This is a genomic window from Pseudoalteromonas sp. SWYJ118, from assembly GCF_015864505.1.
Lineage (GTDB): Bacteria > Pseudomonadota > Gammaproteobacteria > Enterobacterales > Alteromonadaceae > Pseudoalteromonas > Pseudoalteromonas arctica.
Map to the genome: position 1 here is coordinate 18,674 of NZ_JADYXC010000001.1, position 21,386 is coordinate 40,059.

Genomic DNA, 21,386 nt, shown 5'->3' on the forward strand with positions numbered 1-21,386 from the left:
CTATTCCTCGGAATATCTGACAAGACAACCCTTAAGCAATGAGGCAAGTCATGTCAAATACTACAAATAAAGCGTCACGCCGAGAAACTCGTGCTGCCGCGTCTGAATATATTTATAACTTAACGGGTCAACCGTTCCCAAACTCTCATAAAGTATACGTTGAAGGTACTCAACCTGGTGTGCGTGTTGGTATGCGTGAAATCACATTAAGTGATACGTTTATTGGTGGCACAGATGAAAACCCTGTTTATGAGTCAAACGATCCGCTTCGTGTTTACGATACGTCGGGCCCGTATACCGATCCTAATTTTGAACTTGATGTACGCAAAGGCTTACCAAAATTTCGTGAACAATGGATTGAAAGCCGTGGCGACACCGAGGTTTTAGAATCAGTGACGTCGCAGTTCTCGCAGCAACGCATGGCAGATGAAGGGTTAGATCATATTCGCTTTGATCACCTTCCAAAAATTCGCCGTGGTGTCGCTGGTAAAAACGTAACGCAAATGCACTACGCACGCCAAGGGATTATTACCCCTGAAATGGAATACGTAGCTGTTCGTGAAAATATGGGACGTGCAGAAATTCGTAAAGAATTACTTGCCGCGCAGCATAAAGGCGAGTCGTTTGGTGCGAGTATTCCTGAATTTATTACCCCAGAATTTGTACGCGACGAAATAGCCCGTGGTCGCGCTATTTTACCAAATAATATAAACCATCCAGAAACAGAGCCTATGATTGTAGGTCGTAACTTTTTAGTAAAAGTTAATGCCAACATTGGTAATTCATCGGTTAGCTCATCTATTGAAGAAGAAGTAGAAAAAATGGTGTGGTCTACCCGCTGGGGCGCAGACACCGTGATGGACTTATCAACGGGACGTTACATTCACGAAACGCGTGAATGGGTTGTACGTAACTCGCCTGTACCTATTGGCACAGTACCGATTTATCAAGCGCTTGAAAAAGTAAATGGTGTGGCTGAGGATTTAACGTGGGAAATTTTCCGCGATACGCTTATTGAACAAGCCGAGCAGGGTGTTGATTACTTTACTATTCATGCCGGTGTACTGCTTCGCTATGTACCAATGACCGCTAAACGTGTAACCGGTATTGTGTCGCGCGGTGGCTCAATTATGGCTAAGTGGTGTTTAGCGCATCATAAAGAAAACTTTTTATACACGCACTTTGAAGACATTTGCGAAATTTTAAAACAATACGATGTGTGTTTTTCACTCGGTGATGGACTTCGCCCTGGTTCGATTGCTGACGCCAACGATGAAGCACAGTTTAGTGAGCTGCGCACATTAGGTGAACTGACTAAAATTGCGTGGAAGCACGACGTACAAGTATTTATTGAAGGCCCAGGGCATGTGCCAATGCACATGATTAAAGCCAATATGGATGAGCAATTAAAGCATTGCGATGAAGCGCCATTTTACACTTTAGGCCCGTTAACGACCGATATTGCACCAGGGTATGACCATATTACTTCTGGTATTGGGGCGGCTCAAATAGCATGGTACGGCTGTGCAATGCTTTGCTATGTAACACCTAAAGAGCATTTAGGTCTGCCAAATAAAGAAGATGTTAAAGAAGGCTTAATTACCTACAAAATTGCAGCGCATGCCGCCGATTTAGCAAAAGGTCACCCGGGCGCGCAAGAGCGCGATAACGCCTTATCAAAAGCACGCTTTGAGTTTAGATGGCATGACCAATTTAATATTGGTTTAGATCCAGACCGTGCTCGCGAATATCACGACGAAACCCTGCCGCAAGAATCAGGCAAAGTGGCTCACTTTTGTTCTATGTGTGGTCCTAAATTTTGTTCGATGAAAATTAGCCAAGAAGTACGCGATTACGCTAAAGATTTAGAAACACGTGGTATTGATCCTAATAACGCTGGCGACGCTATTGAAATAAAAATGGTTGATGTAGAAGCCGAAATGAAAGCTAAATCTGACCAGTTTAAGCAAACAGGCTCAGAGATTTACCATAAAGCGGTATAAAGTAATTATCGCTAGAAGTTAGATGCAGACGTAGGTGAGGTTTTATACCTCGCTTCTTTAAAAATTGAAGAAGTGCGAAGTAAATTCGCACCTACTAATAACTGCTTTGGAGGTTTGTATGGTTTATAGCATTGCGGTGGTTGGGTTTGGTTTAGCGGGCAGATTAGCTGCGCTTACGCTGAGCAAACAGCACCATGTCACTGTTTTTGAAGCAGACGATGAGCGTACACAAAATAGCGCAGGTAAAGTGGCAGCAGCAATGCTTGCTCCACTTGCAGAGTCGGTATTGTGCGAGACTGATTTAGCTTTAATGGGTCTTGATTCAATGAAGCGCTGGCCGGGTATTATTGCTGAACTTGAAAGTGACGTTTTTTTTCAGCAGCAAGGCACTTTGGTCATTGCGCACCAGCAGGACAAAGGCGATTTACAAAGCTTTGCACAGCGTATAAAACCGCTAGCTGATCACACTGCCGAGCATGTAAATACTCAACAAATTACAATGCTTGAACCTGAACTTGCAGGGCGTTTTAACCAAGGTCTATTTTTACCCTGCGAGGGGCAAATAGATAACCAAGCATTTTATAAAGCCAGCTTTGCACAGCTCAACAAACGCAAAGTAAAGTTTGTATTTAATCAGCGCGTAACCATTGGCGACAACAAAATAAACAATCGACCCTTCGATTACATTATTGATTGCCGTGGGCTTGGTGCTAAAAATACTCAAGATGATAAACCGCTTAGAGGTGTGCGCGGCGAAGTAGCAAGGTTATACGCACCAGAGGTAAGTTTAATCAGGCCTGTGCGTTTAATGCACCCGCGTTATCCAATTTATATAGCGCCTAAACCTAACAGTGAATATGTAATTGGTGCGACTGAAATAGAGTCACAAGACAATGGTGCCGCAACCGTACGCTCAACTCTTGAATTACTTTCAGCGGCTTATACCGTACACAGCGGGTTTGCCGAAGCACGACTACTTAGTATTCAAACCGGATTACGCCCTGCATTTAGCGATAACCGCCCAGAAGTATCACAAGTTGGTAATGTAATTAGCATTAACGGTTTGTATCGACATGGTTATATGTTGGCGCCGGCATTAGTGGCGCAAGCAGTTTCACGAATAGAGTGAGAGTAGAATGAATATTACAATTAATGGCGAGCTACTTAATGTTAATAGTAAAGCACTCGTTGAGGTACTTCAAAGTTTTGGTGCAGTCGCGCCTTTTGCTGTGGCTGTTAATGGCGAATTTATTCCACAAAGTCGGCACAGTAACTATGTACTTAATGAAGGCGACAGTGTTGAGTTGCTGTCACCCATTCAAGGCGGATAAAGCTCATGCAAACTAAAGACTGTTTAACTATTTATGGAGAGCAAATAAAGAGTCGTTTATTAATAGGCTCTGCACTTTATCCGTCGCCCGACATTATGACCCAATCGATAGTCGCCTCTGGCGCTGAAATTGTAACCGTGTCGCTTAGGCGCCAACAAAGTGCAGCGGCAGGTGATGATTTTTGGCAGTTAATAAAAAATACCGGTTTAAAAATACTCCCTAATACTGCAGGGTGCCACAGTGTTAAAGAAGCGATAACGCTTGCAAAAATGTGCCGAGAGGTATTTGCCACCGACTGGATTAAGCTAGAGCTGATTGGCGATGATTACAATTTACAGCCTGACCCTTTTGCGCTACTTGAAGCCACAAAAATATTAATTAATGATGGCTTTAAAGTATTGCCTTATTGCACCGATGACTTAGTACTTTGCCAGCGCTTAAATGAGCTAGGGTGTGAGGTGCTTATGCCGTGGGGGGCGCCAATAGGCACCGGTAAAGGCTTGTTAAATAGCTATAATTTAAAAACTATTCGAGAGCGCTTACCCGATACCACATTAATAGTAGATGCCGGTTTAGGTTTGCCATCGCATGCCTGCCAAGCACTCGAAATGGGGTATGATGCGGTATTATTAAATTCAGCCATTGCAGGGGCGGGTTGCCCAATTACTATGAGCCGCGCATTTAAAGCCGCAGTTGAAGCAGGGCGCTTTGCATATCAAGCAAAAGCAATGCCTGAAAAAGACGTTGCAGCCCCATCAACCCCAACAATGGGTATGCCATTTTGGCATCAGCAGTAAGGAAAGAATATGAATAACGTAGTATGGACAATTGCCGGTTCTGATTCTGGCGGCGGTGCCGGTATTCAAGCAGATATAAAAGCAATGCAAAGTTTTGGTGTACATGGCTGCACGGCAATTACGGCGCTTACTGCACAAAATAGTTTAGGCGTAGAGGCTATTAATGCAGTGTCTACCGATATTATTGAATCGCAGTTACTAGCGCTTGAAAAAGATATGAAAGCCAAAGTGATAAAAATTGGCATGTTAGCCAATGTGCAGCAAATTCAGTTGATCAGCGAACATATAAGTCATTATAAAACTAAGTGGCCTGTGCCTCCCGTTATTGTATATGACCCTGTCGCTATTGCCTCAAGCGGTGACTTACTAACAGAAGAAGATACCGTCAGCGCAATAAAAGAGTGCTTACTGCCGCTGGTGGATGTAATAACCCCAAACACCCACGAAACACAGTTATTAACCGGTGTGTATTTAATTGGCCCGGCTGCAATAAAAGAAGCGGCTAATAAGTTATTAAGCTGGGGGGCAAAAGCCGTTGTTATTAAAGGCGGACATTGGGATTACCCAAGTGGCTACTGTATTGATTATTGTATTGATAGTAATACGCAAAATGGTGAAGAATACTGGTTAGGCAATCAAAAAATACAAACACCGCATAACCACGGCACTGGGTGTAGCATGGCTTCGGTAATTGCTGCGTGTTTAGCTAAAGACTACCCATTAAAAGATGCCTTTATTTTAGCTAAGGCATATATAAACCAAGGGCTAAAACAGTCTGTTCGATACGGCGAGGGGATTGGACCGGTTGCTCAGACCTCGTTCCCCACTAATTTAGCTGACTACCCACAAGTAATTGAGCCCGGTAGCTGGCTAGGTGATGAACTAGATTTTGATGTGCCGCTTGATTTTAATATGGCTGCTGATTTTGCACCTTGTGAAACACAATCGCTGGGCTTATATGCGGTTGTTGATAGCACCGATTGGTTAGAAAAATGCTTACAACAAGGCATTAAAACAGCGCAGTTACGCGTTAAAAATAAAACACAAGACGAGCTTGGTGAGCTTATTAAGCAAGCTGTTGAGCTGGGCAAGCAATACAACGCACAGGTATTTATAAACGATTACTGGCAGCTAGCTATTAAGCATGGTGCGTATGGTGTGCATTTAGGGCAAGAGGATTTAGAGATTGCTAATTTAGCGGCAATTAAAGACGCTGGGTTAAGGCTTGGGCTTTCTACTCATGGTTTTTATGAAATGCTGCGTGCGCATAATTATCGCCCTAGTTATATGGCATTTGGTGCTATTTACCCAACCACAACAAAAGATATGACAGGGCAAATACAAGGCCTTGAAAAGCTGATTAAATTTGTACCGCTAATGCAAAGTTACCCCACAGTGGCAATAGGCGGTATTGATTTAAGCCGTGCTGAGCAGGTAGCTAAAACCGGTGTGGGCAGTGTTGCCGTAGTGCGTGCGATTACCGAAACTGATAATTACGTAGAAGCTATAAGCGCTCTGCAAGTAGCGATAAGTACTGCTGATTAATATTAACAAGGGCAGTAAAAGTGAATGAGCTAAGCGATAAAGAAACCCTGCGTTACAGTCGCCATTTATTGCTTGAAGAAGTTGGGCTTGAAGGGCAGTTAACGCTTAAATCCTCAACGGTTGCAGTTGTGGGTGCTGGCGGGCTAGGTAGCCCCGCGCTTTTATATTTAGCTGCGGCGGGCATTGGAACGCTTATTTTAATTGACGATGACGAAGTTGAGCTTTCAAACTTACAGCGCCAAGTGCTTTATAAAATAAACCACTTAGGGCAAAACAAGGTCGCCGCCGCAGGTAAAGTATTAGCGAGTCTTAATAATCAAATAAACATAGTAACGTATTGCCAAAAGTTAGATGAGAGTAATGCAGCTAACATTTTAAAAGGTGCTGATATAGTGCTTGATTGCTCTGATAACTTTAGTACTCGGTATAGCGTTAATCGTTATTGTATTGCTAATAAAACACCGTTAATTTCTGGTGCAGCTTTAGTAACTAAAGGGCAGTTAATAGGCTTTGATTTTAGGCAAAGTGATAGCCCGTGTTATGGCTGTGTTTTTCCACAGGGCGACAATACACCCGTTATAAATTGCAGTAACGCAGGAGTGATTAGCCCGCTACTTGGTGTAATAGGCTCTATGCAGGCGCAACTTACGCTCAACTTATTAATGGGGCATGCAGAGGGATGTGTATTTATAACGTTTGATGCGCTTACTTTAAAGCAGCAGCACTTTAAAGTGATTAAAGATTCAGAGTGTAAAGAGTGTGGTAAATAGGTTTTTGAGGGGCTTGTGCCTGTTATTACATGTGGCGTTAAAGAATTAAAAGCTGCGCTTTTCGCGTGAGCAAGCTTCACGCCTACAGTACATCAAAACTCTTACACCAAGCTTGTATACGCACAGCTTGCTGGCGTGACGAGAAAAGCTCGTAATTTCTATGCCAGATGTCTTCTCATTTACATCTCTTTTGCTTCTCTTAGTGCAATAAGATCTTAAGTGATTTATTCACAAAGAGGTTAAGAGGGCGCTTCGCTTTAGAGAAGCCAATTAATAGTTATCAGTTATAAATATTAAAAGCGGCGCTTTACGCGTGTGCAGGCTTTACCCCTTCAAAAATAAAAAACCGCGTTAATTAAACGCGGTTTTTTTAATTTCGAATTAACGATTGATTTTAATCGTTAATTTTTGCAAACGCAGTACCTAAGCGAGTAACCACTTCTGGTAGTTGGTCATCCAGTATTTCAGCTTTATCAGCACCCCATGCTAGTACCACAGTAGAGCCTAATTTAAAGCGACCCATTTCTTCACCCTTTTTAAGCGTGATAGCGTTATCGCCAGTGGTTGGGTATTTCCAACTAAATACATCGCTACCTGCTGGTGGTGTTACTGTACCAGCCCAAATAGTTTCAATACTTGCCACTATTGTTGCGCCAACAAGCACCATAGCAAGCGGACCAATTTCAGTTTCAAAAATTGCTACTACACGTTCGTTACGTGCAAACAAGTTAGGCACGTTTTGCGCTGTAAGTGGGTTTACTGAAAATAAGTCACCTGGCACGTAAATCATTTTGCTTAGTGTGCCATCAATTGGCATATGAATACGGTGGTAATCTTTAGGCGCTAAATAAATAGTGGCAAACTTACCGCCTAAAAAAGGTGTTGTGTCATCTTGTGAGCCGCCTAGCAGTGCTTGTAAGCTGTAGTCGTGACCTTTAGCTTGTATGAGCTGTCCGTCAACAATATCGCCTAGTTGGCTGATTGCGCCATCCACTGGATGAATAATAATGTCACTATCTTCTACCATTGGACGCACGCCGTCTTTTAAAGGACGGGTAAAAAATTCATTAAAGCTTTTGTAATGAGCCGGATCTGAATATTGTGCTTCGCTCATGTCTATTTTGTATTGTTTAATAAATAGTTTAATTAACGTGGTTGTTAAAGCGCCCGCTTTAGCAGCAGCTAATTTACCTACTACGCGCGAAATAAAATGTTTTGGCATTGCATACTGCATTGCGATTTTAAATTTGTCTAAACTCACAGTTTTTTCCTAAATTATACGCGAGGTGCGCGAGAACCGGCACGACCATCAGCCATTGTTTCTAAAATTCGGTGGTAGCTGTCAAAGCGCAATTGCGAAATTCTTCCATCGGCTACTGCTTCTTTAACGATGCAACCCGGATCGTTCAAGTGTTTACAGTCTCTAAAACGACATCCGCCTATAAACTCTCTAAACTCTTTAAAACACCACGTTACACGCTCAACATCTAAATGCCATAAACCAAATTCACGAATTCCTGGTGAGTCGATTAAGTTACCGCCGCTTGGTAAATGGTGAAGGCGTGAAACAGTTGTTGTGTGTTGGCCAAGGCCACTGTTTTCAGATACTTCTTTAGTTAATATTTCAGCATTTGGCAAAACAGTATTAACGAGGGTTGATTTACCCACACCACTTTGGCCAACAAAAATATTATTTTTATCAACAAGTACTTCTTTTAATTTATCGATACCATCGCCTGATATATTACTAACAAGGAGTACTTGGTAATCAAGTTTACGATAGATATCGAGAACTTTTTGTATTTCGTTAAGGCCTGCTTCGTCAATTAAATCGGTTTTATTGAGCACTAAAATTGGCTCAATGCCCATATCTTCACAGGCTATTAAATAACGGTCGATAATACTGGGTGTAAATTCGGGTAATACCGCCGATACCATGAGTATTTGGTCAATGTTGGCTGCAATAACTTTAACACCGTCGTAAAAATCAGGGCGGGTAAGTTGCGAGCGACGCTCTTGCGTGGCTTCAATTACACCGGCTAAATCACCTTCACTTACTTTGGCACGGCGAAATAATACTTCATCACCACATACTAAATTAGACACAGTACGGCGTATATTACAGCGAAGTACATCGCCATTTTCAGTTTCGACATCGGCGTGTTGGCCAAAACGACTGATCACAATTGCGCTCTCGACCTGACCTAAGTTATCGGTTTGCCATTCTTGCGCCCCTTTTTTAGCCGGTCTTGAGTCTGCGCTATTAATGCGCTTTTGGTGATTGGCCTTGATCTGACGCGATTGGCCTTTACTTAATTTTTTTTGTTTTGCCACTGGAGGCCTATAACCTTAGTTAAATGTCGCTTTTCCTAAAAAAAGCTTTAGCTCGACGGTTGATGCTAATATGATATATCGAAATGCGTTGGATCTAAAGGAAAGCACCGCTTAGGTAATTATGACTATTAATAAATCAAATTTAATTTGGCTCGATCTTGAAATGACCGGACTCGAACCAGAGACCGATAAAATACTCGAAATTGCGACGGTTGTCACTGACGCAGACCTGAATATATTAGCCGAAGGGCCAACTATAGCTATTCATCAAAGTGATGAATTACTAAATGGCATGGACGAGTGGTGTACTACTCAGCATGGTAAGTCGGGTTTAACAGCACGCTGCAAAGCAAGTACCTTTGATGAAGCCTATGCTGTAGAGCAAACTTTAGCGTTTTTAAAGCAGTGGGTACCAGCAGGCACTTCGCCAATGTGTGGTAATTCAATTGGTCAAGACCGCCGCTTTATGAATAAATATATGCGCGAGCTTGAAGACTTCTTTCATTACAGAAATCTTGATGTGAGTACTATTAAAGAATTAGCACGTCGCTGGAAACCAGAAGTGCTTGCAAAAGTGAACAAAAAAGGCTCACACCTTGCTTTGGATGACATTAAAGATTCGATTATGGAATTAAAAGTCTATAGAGAAAATTTCTTTAATTTGTAAAAAACACTTGCAAACAGACTGTATTATTGTAGAATCCTGCCCCGCTCAAGACGATAACCCACGCGGGGTTAGTGTGTTTGAGTGATTGAATTACCATCAATTAATGCGGTACTAGCTCAGTTGGTAGAGCGCGACCTTGCCAAGGTCGAGGTCACGAGTTCGAGCCTCGTGTACCGCTCCAATTTCTAACCAAAAGAAATTGTAGTGAATAAAAGCTAGCTCAGTTGCTAGGATGTTGAACGCAATTTATTGCACATCAATAAAATAACTGAAAAATGCGGTACTAGCTCAGTTGCTAGAATGTTGAACGCGACCTGTCGCGCACCAACGTAAAATAACTGAAGAAGTGAAAATGCGGTACTAGCTCAGTTGGTAGAGCGCGACCTTGCCAAGGTCGAGGTCACGAGTTCGAGCCTCGTGTACCGCTCCAATTTCTAACCAAAAGAAATTGTAGTGATAGTAAATTTAGTTATACGGTACTAGCTCAGTTGCTAGAATGTTGAACGCGACCTGTCGCGCTTAAGCGTAAAATAACTAAAGAAATAAAAATGCGGTACTAGCTCAGTTGGTAGAGCGCGACCTTGCCAAGGTCGAGGTCACGAGTTCGAGCCTCGTGTACCGCTCCAATCTTTTTATATCCTTTCAAAATTTTCTATATTAAAAATCATAAATAAAATTATAATTTAAAATCTCTCTTATCTACTTTATTCTATGTGCAATATTCAGCATTGAAGTTTTGGTTGTTAGAAGCTATCGCTTCGCGCCACAAGAAAGGTGTCGTACTTTGAAGTTATGAGGTATGAGTGAGGTACAGAAGAGCTAATACTTTGAAACCTGAAGCTTTTGTTAAAATAGCTCCCCCTGAATAGTTGCTATAATACGTCTAGCTCCGCCTGAGTTACGATGTTCACCTAAATAAATGCCTTGCCATGTACCTAACGCTAAATAACCATTTGAAATAGGAATACTTAGCTCGCAGCCTAACGTACTGGTTTTAATATGCGCGGGCATGTCGTCATCACCTTCATAATCGTGGCGGTAGTAAGGTTGACGCTCAGGAACGAATTTATTGAAATGGCTCTCCATGTCCATACGAACAGTGGGATCTGCATTTTCGTTTATTGTAAGGCTCGCTGAGGTATGCTGAATAAATAAATGTAACAAGCCTATTTTGTAACTCGCCAGTTCAGGAAGTTGAGATAATATTTCGCCATCAATTATATGAAAACCTCGCAGGCGAGGTTTTAATGTAATTTGCTTTTGCTGCCAACTCATAGTTTATCGAAGCTAACTTCAATGTTTGCATTACCTGCGTCACAGCTAAATGGCATGATGATCTTTTTACCTTGGCTTTTATGAGTAATTGTATGACCTTTACCCGATACCACAATAGGCGTTGCCATATCAAAGTCGAAGCCTTTCTCGCCAAGTAAATTTTTAGCACCACCAGTTACCATGTTGGTTATTTCGCCAACCATATCGGTAACTTCTTCATCTATGGTATCAGGGCGTTCGCCAAGCATACGTTCCATAATGGTCAACGCTAACTCTTCATCAAACGTAATTGAAAACGATCCACGAGTTTGCGGGCCAACCATACCAATCAAACCTGATACATCACCACAGGCTATCTCATCAGTTTTAATGCGAGGTTTACCCGGCTTCAATTGAGTTTGAGCCATAGTGCTTAAAACATTAATTAAAGAAGATAAAAAAGGATTGATGAATTCTACATTCATAGTGGCTACTCTTAAATTTGTTCTGTGAAATGACTATATAGTTTGAGTATAGTCACTAAGGATAACTTTGAAGGATTATGATGCTCTGCAAGATTCACATTTACCATGTGCTTCTATTGTTTGCCCTGATACGACAAAGCCACCTTCGGCAGCTAGATTATTAAGCTCATGCGAAATTACACTCGAGTGTAATTCTTTAACAAAGCCACATGTATCGCAAATTAATAATTGTACCGGGTGAATATGATCAAAATGATGGCACAGCATAAATGCATTTGTGCTTTCAATTTTATGAATAAAACCTAGTTCAGCTAAAAAGTCTAATGCACGATAAATAGTTGCAGGTTTAGCACCTGTTTCAGTTACTTTTAATTGCTCAAGCAAATCGTATGCACCAACACCACCTTGTGCACTGGCTAATAGACGAAATACTTTCTCGCGGATAGGCGTAAAACGCGCACCACGGTTGTCACAAACTTGTTTTGCTTTACTTACGAGTGATTCTATATTCATCATTACTCTTATCCTTATGCTACCGTGATATACTAACATACTGTGTTGTAGTTGCAGCGTTTTTATTAAGCGCTTTTTACCTAGGAAACCCAGTAATGCACGAACTATTGGCTATATTTATTTTCTTTTTTGCGGTTATTGACCCCATTGGCACTGTACCTGTATTTATTGCAGTCACACGTGGTGATGATGAGAAATTTAAACGTAAAGTTATATTTAAAGCGGTAGGCGTATCTGCATTAGTGCTCTTATTTTTTGTACTCGCAGGTGAGCAATTACTTAACGCAATTGAAATTCCACTTTCGGCTTTTCAAATAGCCGGCGGTATCATATTACTTATTTTTGCGCTTTCAATGATATTTGGTGAAAGTAAACCTGAAGCCGAAATTAAAAGTGTACGCGACAGCACTGAAACCGCTATTTTTCCGCTTGCGATTCCGTCTATCGCGAGCCCTGGCGCTATGTTAGGCGCCGTATTAATGACTCGTAATGAAGAATATACCTGGGTTGAGCAATTACTAACGTCTTCAATGATGCTTGCTGTATTAGCGGTTGTACTGGTTTTGTTACTGCTTGCAACGCATGTACATAAATTAATTGGTGATAGTGGTGCAAGTATAATAAGTAGAATTATGGGGCTTATTTTAAGCTCGGTTGCGGTTACCAATATTTTAAATGGCATAGCCCATTATTTTGGCTTGCAGGTATTTAATTAAAAGTAGTCCCTACTTAGAGGTGCAAGGCGTTACGCTATATTGCTGTTCTGGGTTTTTGGCGATCATTATGATCTAATGACGACTTAATATCTTCGTAGCTTCCTCTCAACGTTTTTTAAGTGTTCCCTTACTTCTTTCTATAGAGTGCTGTACAGAGAATAGGTATTAATATAGCCCTCAATCTATGTTGCTATCGTGATTAGTGATAAGAGTTACCCCACCCAGCAAAAATAAGCATGTTTCATATAAATAAAACTGCGTCATTTATAGTCTTGAATGATTTCATAAAAAATTTTACTAAGTAAGCAACCCTTCCTATATTTACTAGTGATATTGCCCCACATATGAAATAAATTTTTTTTAACAGTTTATTTAGTTATTACATTTTAGCTTTGTTATAAGGAATACTGACGGTGATGTAGTGTGGGAGTTTTTTTGTTTCCTTATTTAAAAGAGAAAATTATGAAAAATAAAACTGTAAAGCTCACGGTATGTTTATTAACTTTTTTAGCTCCAATTGCTCAAGCCAGTGATGAGGTAAAGCATATTCCTGGTTTTTTTATTGGTACTACACATTTTGATAGTGAGACTGAGTTTACGTTTGGTGTTGAATATGAATATAAGTTTACTCAAGCTTGGGGCGCTGGGGTGATATTTGAGCGTACAAACGATGCTCATCATGGCGATGGTACTGCTGTAGCTTTGGCTTCGCTTTATTATCATCCAACCAAAAGTATACGTTTAGGTGTGGGCTATGGTGAGGAGAGAATTGGCGGAGCTCACCCTCATAATGAAAATTTATACCGCATAAGTTCTGCTTATGATTTTCATATAGGAGATTTTGGAATTGCACCCACTATAGCTGTTGATTTTATTGATAATGAAGAAGCAATTGTTGTGGGTTTAGCTATTACCAGACCTTTTTAATGTGTTGACTTGTAACTGTAGAGTTAGGTTAAACCTAAATTATTAAGAGGTCTGAAATGTTAAATAAATTGTCTATTACAAGTAAAATATACCTTCTAGGGGTATCACAAATACTACTAATGTTTGTGATCGGAGTTATATCTTTAATACAAATGAATAAAATTGGTATAGAGCTAGTTGATATAGCTGAGCGAGATATACCGCTTAGCAATATGCTTTCTAAAATGTCTGAGCATAAATTAGAACAGACAATATTATTTCAGCGAGCTTTATTACAGGTAAGTTTAAATCCAGAGGGTGACAATGCAGAAATTGAGCAAAAACTCACTTCATTAACACAGAAAATTAAGAGTGAATTTGATAAGTCAGAAAAATTTGTCACTGACTCAATTGATAAATTGCATAGTGAAAAAGCGAAATTGAGTTTTAAGTCTCTCGCGAGCGATTTAAAGCTTTTAAATAAAGAGTATCAAAGTATTGCTGTGAGTATTAGTGATGTTATTGAGATGACTAAAACGCAGACCGTTTCTAGTGTGAGTAATAAAGTAAAATCAATAGAGGTTGCGGAAGATAAATTCGATAAAAAGCTTATAGCTTTACTGTCCCAGATCCAAAAATTTACCTTAAATTCAGCGCTCCAAGCTGAAAATGATGAAAAACAAGGTATTCATTTTATTCTTTATATATTTATATTCTCCGTCATTGTTGGCGTTGCTTTATCATATTTGATCAGTCGAGCAATTGCTTTACCAGTGAATAAGCTAAAAAATAGATTGATTGAAATAGCTGATGGCGATGGTGATTTAACTTTAAAACTTGACGAGAGCGCTGGTGATGAAACTGGAGATACAGCGAGAGCATTTAATAAATTTTTACTAATGCTAAGAGAAACAATAAACGAGGCTAATATACACCTCTCCCAATTAGATGAATCATCAAAGTTTGCTGTAACTGTAATGCAAGAAACAGTCGTTAATGTTGAAATGCAAAGAGCTGAGACAGAAATGGTTTCAACCGCTGTAGAGGAAATGAATTGTACTACCCAAGAGGTTGCTAGTAATACCCAAAATGCATCGGACGTAACTGAAGCAGTTAAAGAGCGTGTATCAAAGGGGAAATTAGAAGCTTCACAAGCAAAAGTTGTTATTCAGCGTTTAGCTCAAGAAATAGATGAAGCAAGCACTGTAATAGAGTGCCTTGTTACTGAAACGAACAGCATTGGTAGTGTTTTAGACACAATACAAAGCATTGCCGAACAGACTAACTTACTTGCTTTAAATGCGGCTATAGAAGCTGCACGCGCTGGTGATACTGGTAGAGGCTTTGCAGTAGTTGCGGATGAAGTGAGAGCGCTTGCTCAACGAACGCAGGTTTCAACCATTGATATACAAGGACTGGTTACTCGCTTACAAAGCGAAGCTAAAAATGCGGTTATTAGTATGAATAAAGGCATTAATAGTGCTGACGAGTGCCTGCAAAAAAGTACTCAAACGTCAGAAATATTTGCCAACTCAGCCATCGCTGTTAATGAAATTACAGACTTAAACTTACAGATTGCTACCGCAGCAGAAGAGCAATCTGCTGTTGTAAGTGAAATAAATCAAAATCTGATTAATATTACTAACATTGCAATAGAAACGTCTACAGGTGCAAAAAATACATCAGAAGCGAATGAAAGTATTGCCCGATACATCGCAAATTTAAGAGTGAATTTAAATAAATTTAAAGTTTAAATTATATTTTTGGCTTAGCGGCGTTAATGGAATCGAATTATTGCTCGTCAAAAAATATATCCCTAAGGTAGATAATCGCTTTATGAAATATGGTTATGTGCTTGTCTTGCTGCAGTTGTATTAGTTTCATTATTGCCGCACAGACAAATTAATCAATAATAGTCGCGTTAATATATTGAGCCTGTTAAATATTCAGTTTTAAGATTTGTTTTATCTAGGGGAATTAATCGCGGCGTGAGGTTTGTAACCTTGTGGGCTCGCTAAAAAACGGGGCAAAGTTTTTGTGTTCTGTTAATGTCCCTAATCTAAACCTATGTAGGCTACAAAGGTAAATCGCCCCAAGGGCGAATCCAAAGGGCAACATCTGTTTGGTATTTATACTGCGTTATCGCCTATTTATAGGGGTAGCCACATCACGTAGACTTTGCCTTACCTAAAAATAAACATAGCTGTTGAAAGTTTAACCTCACAGGTAAATGGGCTTTAGCAGAGTCATATGGTTTATTTTAATTGGTGTAGATTATTATTTTGGTTTTTAGGTGTTTTCTTTACATTGATGCTCGCTAGGCTTTTGTGTAAAATGCAGCGCCTTTTAAGCTGTGCTTAATAACTTTAATACCCTGAGGTTTGCTTTGAATAAATGTACTTTGGATAGACGCTTTTCTGTGGCACCAATGCTTGATTGGACCGATCGTTAAATACTTCAACTGCAACTATTTGTTTTTTTTATGATTAATTGTTGTTTGTAATTGGGTTTTATTTTTTGGGGTCAGTAGCGGGGGCAAAATATCTAAGCTTTATTTTCATTATTATGATCTATTTGAAATTGTTATAGGTAGTAAGTTAGATATTTTAATATCTTAAATCATCACACAACCCTTGTAAACACTGAGTTTTATTGAAATATAGCGGAATTATAATTTCATAAATCAGATCGATTAGGTAAGTTAATCTTATTTTATGCATCACTACTTATTTGAACATTAACTATCGGTCCCACAAATCATTGAGTGAAAATAAAGATTCGAGGTCAAAAGGGGTCAAAATTGAAGAGAGATGTAACTCATTTTTAAAGTGCTTTATATGCTTATTTCCTCACCTATTCTTCTGTCAATATAATCATTTAAATACACATTCATTGATACTTATTTGTCTTTTTAGACTGACACACGGAAAAATAAATAGTACGTTCTCTCCGTATCTAATACTGTTCGTCTCGCAAGCTTCTGCAATCCCTTCTAAAGGCGCAAAGATTCAATAGGTGAATTGCTGTAACAGTATTGTCTGAGTTAGTTATGATTTATCTTTTTTCTAGTACATAGCCTCGTTGTTATAAGGTACTTATTAGTATTCAGTAAAATTATTGATCTTTAGGGATAAAATCAACTTTGGACTTTTTGTTATTCCTGAAAGTTCTACGGTTCAATCCTGAAAGTTCTCTACTTTTTCAATATTTTTCCTAATAATTCTCAACTATAATCTCAATAATTCACAATAATAAGATATAACTTTTTAAGATAGTTTAGATTTAGAAATGGATATATTCATATATCAGGTTTAAGCATTTAAAATGATTAATATGACGTATTATTCTTTAAATGCTTGCTATGCAAGCTTTTCTGATGATTTTTATAGATTAGTTGTCGTAGAACATATAAACACAATCTGACTTTATTTAACCAGAGATGAAAAATCTATGATTTTTTTTGCGAAGCATTCCCTATCTTTTTATATAAAAAAAGCCATACCGTAAAATTAATTACATTGTATGACTTGATTTAAATTATTTTTGAGATAAAACATATTTATAACAAAAAAAGAAAAGGCAATGTGGAGTTACCTTTAAAGTATCTTAATAACAAAAAAAGATACTATATTTAATACCTCAAATATTAATTCTGTCAATATCTCTCTTATATTTTTCTTTTTTAAAATTTAAAAACATTATAAAAAAGGAAAAAAATATGCTTACAATTTTAAACTCATACAAAAAAGGTTTCTCTAAAGAAACTATAATTGCACCAACATTTATGATCCAATCAGGTTTTTTTCGTAATAGAACAGAGCAACTGAATCCAATAAAGAATCATATCAGAAGTGAAGTAGTTGAATTGAACAATATGCAATTAGATATTAAGCACGGAGCTTTGATATTCAGCGAAATGCTTAAAATACACCAACACACGGCATTAAAAAAAGAAAATGAACAGACTATTACACTTAAATTTAATTCGTGTGCTGACGAGCTTGTTAGGGCTTGTAAAATCAAATCAAATTATACAATTACTCAAATCACTGAAGCATTAAAACTATTCTCTACTGATTTAGCGCCTAATAAGGTTATTTCAGTAACAAGCTTAAAAGATAATAAAAAAGTAACATTTAGCATTTTCTCAACACTTAAATTAAATCTAAAAAATAAAACTATATCTTTTGTTTTTAGCGAAAAATTTATTAATTTTTTGAACAAAGAAGAAAGCTCAATTACTTATATTCAAGTTGATGAGTTCATTAAAGTAGCATCAAATAAGACAGGTGGTTCTTTATTTTTTATGATTCAGTCAATATCAAATATTAAAAAAGATAAGTTCTTTGCTACAAAGTATTTGATTAATGCGCTTGGTATATATAAAAACTGTAATAAGTTACTAAATAATGCATTTGAAAACCTTAAAGAAAAAGGTTTTTTAAACTTTGAAAAAATTGTTACAGCAAAACCACTTGCTGGAAATAAGTGGTTAAAATGGTCAATATACAAAATACAAGACATTGCAAAAAAAGTTGTTGAATCTACTACAATAAAAGCACTTAAAAAAGTACCTAAAAAAATAGAAATTAATAGTAAATTAATGAACACCGCAAAAGGGAGAGAGATATTTAATAGTTTAATAAACGGTAAGTCTGATGAAGATATAGCCTTTGATATATTTAATACTGATTATCTTCAATATACAAAAGATGGTGTAAAGGAACTTGTTAAAGTTAAATACTAAACATACAAATAAAAATGCAGGACAAATAAAAATATATATATTTAAAGTTTTGATATATACATATATATTGACATTCGATATGTATTGCTATATGATTTAGTTAGGTTGATTATCTTATTTGGAGATTTACTAAAATTATTACAACTTATGTTTTCATTGAAAATATTTAAATCTTGTCTTTGTGAGACTTAAATATTTTAAATTATACATAAATTAAAAAGGAAAAAATTATGAGCAAAAGTAAAAAAAGAAATACATTAATCGCACTGTCAATTCTTTTAGCAGGAGGGTTAACTGGAAAGTTATTATTTATTGGAGCAGTATTAGCTTCTTTACTTGTATTAGGTACTGTTTGGTACGGTATACAACAAGCTTTTTACGGCTTTAAATCATTAGTTCGCTTTTAATCTCTCACTAATAATAAAATACAATGGTTCTTTCTTTTAATGTTCCACTCTTTTTCATACAACAAAAACAACGCATAAATGCGCTGTAAATAATGTTACCTCCTTATAGTAAACAGACTCTAGGGAATTGAGTGTGTTCTGGATATAAAAACTTCCCGTGTTCGTTATCCACTTTAAAAACAGCTTCAAAGATAGGTTCTTTTTTAGATTTATTAAGCTTTTTAGCTTTCTCAAATTTGGATGTTATTTTACCATTAACTTTTTCACTACCTGATCTTTTAAATATACTAAAAGAGTATTCATCATCACCTACGTCTTTCAAACTATACATTAATCCAGATCTTCCAGAGTCATTATCTTTTTTACTATAAAAAGTATAAGTACCATCAATATCATTTAGATCATAAGTTGGCGAGAACTTAACTCCATTGAATTTAACTCCCATATTTAAATCGGGCATAAAATAAATAGAGGTAAATTTTATTTTTTCAACTCCCTCATATCTTAAATATATTCCATTAATATCACTTTTACCTACATTTGTAACATTAGCCTTATATTCCTCAATACAATCGTTCTTATATAAATTAAAATCAATTTCATTTGGTGTTGCTTGCGCTGTTCCTACAATAGAATTAATTAATGTTATTACTAATATCTTTCCTTTCATAATATTCTCCTTTTATATTATATATAATATCTGGACCTTAATATATTTCAAGCTATAGTCTTAATATTTTTTTCCCTTTTAATGCAAATGTTTTTGGATTGTCTTTTATGTTTTCACTTTTTGATTTTGATTTAGAGTTGATGTAATTGTATGTCCAGAACATCAGGTATATTTGAACAGCTAGTAAGCCTAAACAAACAATTAAATATACCGTTAAGTTTAGTATGGCCAATATAGACTGATAACCATTATTTAAAATATCAACATTATCTATAAGATGCTGTATTACATTTGCGAAAAGTGATGTTCCAACAATAGGTATTAATAAGCTTAAAGATATATTTTGAATATTAAAATATATGTCATTTATCTCATCTCCAAGATAAATAATATCTACTTTTAAAAATAGACTTGATAAAAATTTCAGAGAAATAAGAATTAATGCTGTAATTATCGTAGGTAAAAACAATGCGTATCCAATAGAAATAAATGTCACTGTTAATACTTCTTTATAAAAACTTAAAAATATACATATGGAACCAATAGTATCAATCATTGTTAGCTTGCCTAGTGGCTTTCCTTGTTTTTTGAATGCTCTTTTAGCGATAGCTACAGATATTTTAGTAATTGTTCCTACAGCTAAAAATGAGGCTTTGTTTTCTTGAATGGCTAAAAGAACATCAGAATTAATTTTAAATTCTTCATTAAGAGAGTCCGAGTATTCACCAATTAATTTTTCAGGATCAGTAATCCAAGTAAATTGACGAAGTAAATTTGAGGCAAAATTATTAGCGTTTTCAAAAGATGAAAGCGAAGAGTGATTTAAATATGAGAAATAATCATCTACCGATTCAATAACTTTTAAATCAGTTACTAGACTTTGTAAATGCCTTCCCGTTTCAAAATCACGTCTGTATGGAGATATAAACTGCAATTCATTAACTCTATCTTTGATAATCTTTCCGTATTCTTCATCTCTATTTGGTATTGTCATTGCTTCAACAGCTTGATCATAGGCAGAAGCCATTTTCCCTTCTTTAACTATTTTTTGTATTAATTCCATTTCCCTTTTTATAATATTTGAATAGTCTGTTACAAAAGACTCAATAGTAAAATTAAAATGAGTATCGAAGTCACCTAACGTCTTATCTGTTTCAATAAGAGAGAAATCACCATTTGTATAATCACGACAATATGTTTCATAATTATTTTTATTCTTATTTTTTAAAATATTACAATTTACAGCGTGAAATTCATTCGCCAGCCTCGCAATTTCAATAGAATACTTATTGATTGTCGAATTAATACCTTGGCTAAAACCTAACGAATACTGTTTACCACAGTCGATTAAATGTGATGATTCTGATACTTGAGAGCAATGATTAATTGCCGATGATAAAAGCATTCTATTATCCATTTCAGTAATAGATTTACTTGAGTTTTTTGCTTTATAATTATCCATACATAGTAATACTGGATTGGCATCTATAACCTCTAAATCTTTTAAACTATAGGAAGTCATTAAATTAGCTTTGTAAGATATTGCACATATTTCAGACTCAAACATAGATTGAGACATCTGAACTATTTTCTCAGTGATAATAGTCCTATTTGCCTCAACAGCGTGTTGTTTAACGGTATCTGATTGTTCTTTTATATGATTGTTTACTGCAAGTGGTAAAATCATATTGTGAAAAATAGTATTTAATCCTTTATCTGATATATCTTGTATCAACTCAACTTCTGACATTATCATTACAGCTAAAGAGAAAAGAGATACTTTAAAAAGTACATCTGTACCACCTTGTTTCGCTCTTTCACGGTTTTCAGGGCTTAAAAACTGAATAAGTTTATAGAGCAATAATAGTGTTAAAAGTCCTCCCATATAAGGCTTTATAGTGTCGTAAGAAGATTTTAGTTTTCCAGAAGCGTCACTAAAAGTTTTTTTGTTTTTATTATTTTGTTCTGTTTTTTTTTCTAAAGCCCCCGTTAAACATTTACTATTTTCTTCAACAGATACTTTTAAGTTTTTACTTGCCTGATATGAGTAATTACATTCGCCTATCGTTAAATCTTTTTCCATTGATAGTGCAGAAAATGAAAAAAGTAATGTGAATATTAATATTGAAATCGTGTGTTTCATCGTATGTATAATCCTTTATCTATACAGTCAGAATTATCACATACAGGGTATATTTCAATTTTCATAATATTAAGAGCAAAAAAAAGCTGAATAAACAG

The 21,386-nt window shown here is 36.9% G+C and carries 19 protein-coding genes and 3 tRNA genes; 15 read left to right on the forward strand and 7 right to left on the reverse strand.

Annotated elements, in window-relative coordinates:
* Positions 1-50 precede the first annotated feature (50 nt).
* The 6 genes from thiC (at position 51) to I6F48_RS00120 (ending at position 6,446) form a co-directional block, all read left to right on the forward strand.
* Positions 51-2,003: a phosphomethylpyrimidine synthase ThiC gene (thiC, locus tag I6F48_RS00095; protein ID WP_169044136.1), complete on the forward strand. Its 1,953-nt coding sequence runs from the start codon at positions 51-53 to the stop codon at positions 2,001-2,003.
* Positions 2,004-2,121: 118 nt separating this feature from the next.
* Positions 2,122-3,132, forward strand: coding sequence for an FAD-dependent oxidoreductase (locus I6F48_RS00100; RefSeq protein ID WP_197118539.1), 1,011 nt, complete (start codon positions 2,122-2,124; stop codon positions 3,130-3,132).
* Between the two features lie 7 nt (positions 3,133-3,139).
* Positions 3,140-3,334 (forward strand): sulfur carrier protein ThiS, encoded by a 195-nt coding sequence (thiS, locus tag I6F48_RS00105; RefSeq protein WP_002960781.1) that lies wholly within the window; start codon positions 3,140-3,142, stop codon positions 3,332-3,334.
* Between the two features lie 5 nt (positions 3,335-3,339).
* Positions 3,340-4,131 (forward strand): thiazole synthase, encoded by a 792-nt coding sequence (locus I6F48_RS00110; protein ID WP_024592345.1) that lies wholly within the window; start codon positions 3,340-3,342, stop codon positions 4,129-4,131.
* A 9-nt stretch (positions 4,132-4,140) separates the two neighbouring features.
* Positions 4,141-5,676, forward strand: a complete 1,536-nt coding sequence (gene thiE, locus I6F48_RS00115) for a thiamine phosphate synthase (RefSeq protein ID WP_197118540.1) — start codon at positions 4,141-4,143, stop codon at positions 5,674-5,676.
* A gap of 20 nt (positions 5,677-5,696) precedes the next feature.
* Positions 5,697-6,446, forward strand: a complete 750-nt coding sequence (locus I6F48_RS00120) for a HesA/MoeB/ThiF family protein (RefSeq protein WP_197118541.1) — start codon at positions 5,697-5,699, stop codon at positions 6,444-6,446.
* A gap of 394 nt (positions 6,447-6,840) precedes the next feature.
* Here the strand turns inward: I6F48_RS00120 and asd are convergent, their stop codons facing one another.
* Positions 6,841-7,707, reverse strand: a complete 867-nt coding sequence (gene asd, locus I6F48_RS00125; RefSeq protein WP_197118542.1) for an archaetidylserine decarboxylase — start codon at positions 7,705-7,707, stop codon at positions 6,841-6,843.
* 14 nt (positions 7,708-7,721) lie between these two features.
* Positions 7,722-8,780, reverse strand: a complete 1,059-nt coding sequence (gene rsgA / locus I6F48_RS00130; protein ID WP_197118543.1) for a small ribosomal subunit biogenesis GTPase RsgA — start codon at positions 8,778-8,780, stop codon at positions 7,722-7,724.
* 121 nt (positions 8,781-8,901) lie between these two features.
* On the opposite strand from rsgA, the gene orn reads away from it, so the two are divergent.
* The 4 genes from orn to I6F48_RS00150 all read left to right on the forward strand — a co-directional run bounded on the left by orn (position 8,902) and on the right by I6F48_RS00150 (position 10,073).
* A complete protein-coding gene (orn, locus tag I6F48_RS00135; RefSeq protein WP_007585019.1) occupies positions 8,902-9,447 on the forward strand; it encodes an oligoribonuclease in 546 nt (181 codons plus the stop codon).
* A gap of 105 nt (positions 9,448-9,552) precedes the next feature.
* Positions 9,553-9,628: transfer RNA gene (locus I6F48_RS00140), tRNA-Gly, on the forward strand.
* A 173-nt stretch (positions 9,629-9,801) separates the two neighbouring features.
* Positions 9,802-9,877 (forward strand) — tRNA-Gly (locus tag I6F48_RS00145).
* 120 nt (positions 9,878-9,997) lie between these two features.
* Positions 9,998-10,073, forward strand: a tRNA-Gly gene (locus I6F48_RS00150).
* A 220-nt stretch (positions 10,074-10,293) separates the two neighbouring features.
* Here the strand turns inward: I6F48_RS00150 and I6F48_RS00155 are convergent.
* The 3 genes from I6F48_RS00155 to I6F48_RS00165 form a co-directional block, all read right to left on the reverse strand.
* Positions 10,294-10,722, reverse strand: a complete 429-nt coding sequence (locus I6F48_RS00155; RefSeq protein ID WP_165721147.1) for a secondary thiamine-phosphate synthase enzyme YjbQ — start codon at positions 10,720-10,722, stop codon at positions 10,294-10,296.
* Positions 10,719-11,186 carry a chemotaxis protein CheX gene (locus I6F48_RS00160; protein ID WP_166419386.1) on the reverse strand — a complete coding sequence of 156 codons (468 nt, stop codon included), beginning with the start codon at positions 11,184-11,186 and terminating at the stop codon, positions 10,719-10,721. Before I6F48_RS00160 ends, I6F48_RS00155 begins: the two co-directional genes overlap by 4 nt.
* A gap of 75 nt (positions 11,187-11,261) precedes the next feature.
* Entirely contained in the window at positions 11,262-11,699 is a 438-nt protein-coding gene (locus I6F48_RS00165) for a transcriptional repressor (RefSeq protein WP_007580267.1), read from the reverse strand.
* A gap of 95 nt (positions 11,700-11,794) precedes the next feature.
* Between I6F48_RS00165 and I6F48_RS00170 the strand changes: the two genes are divergently transcribed.
* From I6F48_RS00170 to I6F48_RS00190, 5 genes are all read left to right on the forward strand, one after another.
* The gene (locus tag I6F48_RS00170) at positions 11,795-12,415 is read left to right on the forward strand and encodes a MarC family protein (protein WP_101216903.1); all 621 of its coding nucleotides are present in this window, start codon (positions 11,795-11,797) and stop codon (positions 12,413-12,415) included.
* Positions 12,416-12,877: 462 nt separating this feature from the next.
* Positions 12,878-13,342, forward strand: coding sequence for a hypothetical protein (locus I6F48_RS00175; RefSeq protein ID WP_101216902.1), 465 nt, complete (start codon positions 12,878-12,880; stop codon positions 13,340-13,342).
* A gap of 56 nt (positions 13,343-13,398) precedes the next feature.
* A complete protein-coding gene (locus I6F48_RS00180; RefSeq protein WP_231609594.1) occupies positions 13,399-15,075 on the forward strand; it encodes a methyl-accepting chemotaxis protein in 1,677 nt (558 codons plus the stop codon).
* Between the two features lie 1,964 nt (positions 15,076-17,039).
* Positions 17,040-18,068 (forward strand): hypothetical protein, encoded by a 1,029-nt coding sequence (locus I6F48_RS00185; protein ID WP_197118544.1) that lies wholly within the window; start codon positions 17,040-17,042, stop codon positions 18,066-18,068.
* A 230-nt stretch (positions 18,069-18,298) separates the two neighbouring features.
* A complete protein-coding gene (locus I6F48_RS00190; RefSeq protein WP_197118545.1) occupies positions 18,299-18,475 on the forward strand; it encodes a hypothetical protein in 177 nt (58 codons plus the stop codon).
* Positions 18,476-18,578: 103 nt separating this feature from the next.
* On the opposite strand, the gene I6F48_RS00195 is transcribed toward I6F48_RS00190, so the two are convergent.
* A complete protein-coding gene (locus I6F48_RS00195) occupies positions 18,579-19,145 on the reverse strand; it encodes a hypothetical protein (RefSeq protein WP_197118546.1) in 567 nt (188 codons plus the stop codon).
* Between the two features lie 52 nt (positions 19,146-19,197).
* Positions 19,198-21,288, reverse strand: coding sequence for a hypothetical protein (locus I6F48_RS00200; protein WP_197118547.1), 2,091 nt, complete (start codon positions 21,286-21,288; stop codon positions 19,198-19,200).
* Positions 21,289-21,386 lie beyond the last annotated feature (98 nt).

What these genes read in the sequence shown, in the direction of transcription:
- thiC (WP_169044136.1), top strand. Translation starts at nt 51, where the DNA reads ATGTCAAATACTACAAATAAAGCGTCACGCCGAGAAACTCGTGCTGCC.
- I6F48_RS00100 (WP_197118539.1), top strand. Translation starts at nt 2,122, where the DNA reads ATGGTTTATAGCATTGCGGTGGTTGGGTTTGGTTTAGCGGGCAGATTA.
- thiS (WP_002960781.1), top strand. Translation starts at nt 3,140, where the DNA reads ATGAATATTACAATTAATGGCGAGCTACTTAATGTTAATAGTAAAGCA.
- I6F48_RS00110 (WP_024592345.1), top strand. Translation starts at nt 3,340, where the DNA reads ATGCAAACTAAAGACTGTTTAACTATTTATGGAGAGCAAATAAAGAGT.
- thiE (WP_197118540.1), top strand. Translation starts at nt 4,141, where the DNA reads ATGAATAACGTAGTATGGACAATTGCCGGTTCTGATTCTGGCGGCGGT.
- orn (WP_007585019.1), top strand. Translation starts at nt 8,902, where the DNA reads ATGACTATTAATAAATCAAATTTAATTTGGCTCGATCTTGAAATGACC.
- I6F48_RS00155 (WP_165721147.1), bottom strand. Translation starts at nt 10,722, where the DNA reads ATGAGTTGGCAGCAAAAGCAAATTACATTAAAACCTCGCCTGCGAGGT.
- I6F48_RS00160 (WP_166419386.1), bottom strand. Translation starts at nt 11,186, where the DNA reads ATGAATGTAGAATTCATCAATCCTTTTTTATCTTCTTTAATTAATGTT.
- I6F48_RS00165 (WP_007580267.1), bottom strand. Translation starts at nt 11,699, where the DNA reads ATGAATATAGAATCACTCGTAAGTAAAGCAAAACAAGTTTGTGACAAC.
- I6F48_RS00170 (WP_101216903.1), top strand. Translation starts at nt 11,795, where the DNA reads ATGCACGAACTATTGGCTATATTTATTTTCTTTTTTGCGGTTATTGAC.
- I6F48_RS00175 (WP_101216902.1), top strand. Translation starts at nt 12,878, where the DNA reads ATGAAAAATAAAACTGTAAAGCTCACGGTATGTTTATTAACTTTTTTA.
- I6F48_RS00180 (WP_231609594.1), top strand. Translation starts at nt 13,399, where the DNA reads ATGTTAAATAAATTGTCTATTACAAGTAAAATATACCTTCTAGGGGTA.
- I6F48_RS00185 (WP_197118544.1), top strand. Translation starts at nt 17,040, where the DNA reads ATGCTTACAATTTTAAACTCATACAAAAAAGGTTTCTCTAAAGAAACT.
- I6F48_RS00190 (WP_197118545.1), top strand. Translation starts at nt 18,299, where the DNA reads ATGAGCAAAAGTAAAAAAAGAAATACATTAATCGCACTGTCAATTCTT.
- I6F48_RS00195 (WP_197118546.1), bottom strand. Translation starts at nt 19,145, where the DNA reads ATGAAAGGAAAGATATTAGTAATAACATTAATTAATTCTATTGTAGGA.
- I6F48_RS00200 (WP_197118547.1), bottom strand. Translation starts at nt 21,288, where the DNA reads ATGAAACACACGATTTCAATATTAATATTCACATTACTTTTTTCATTT.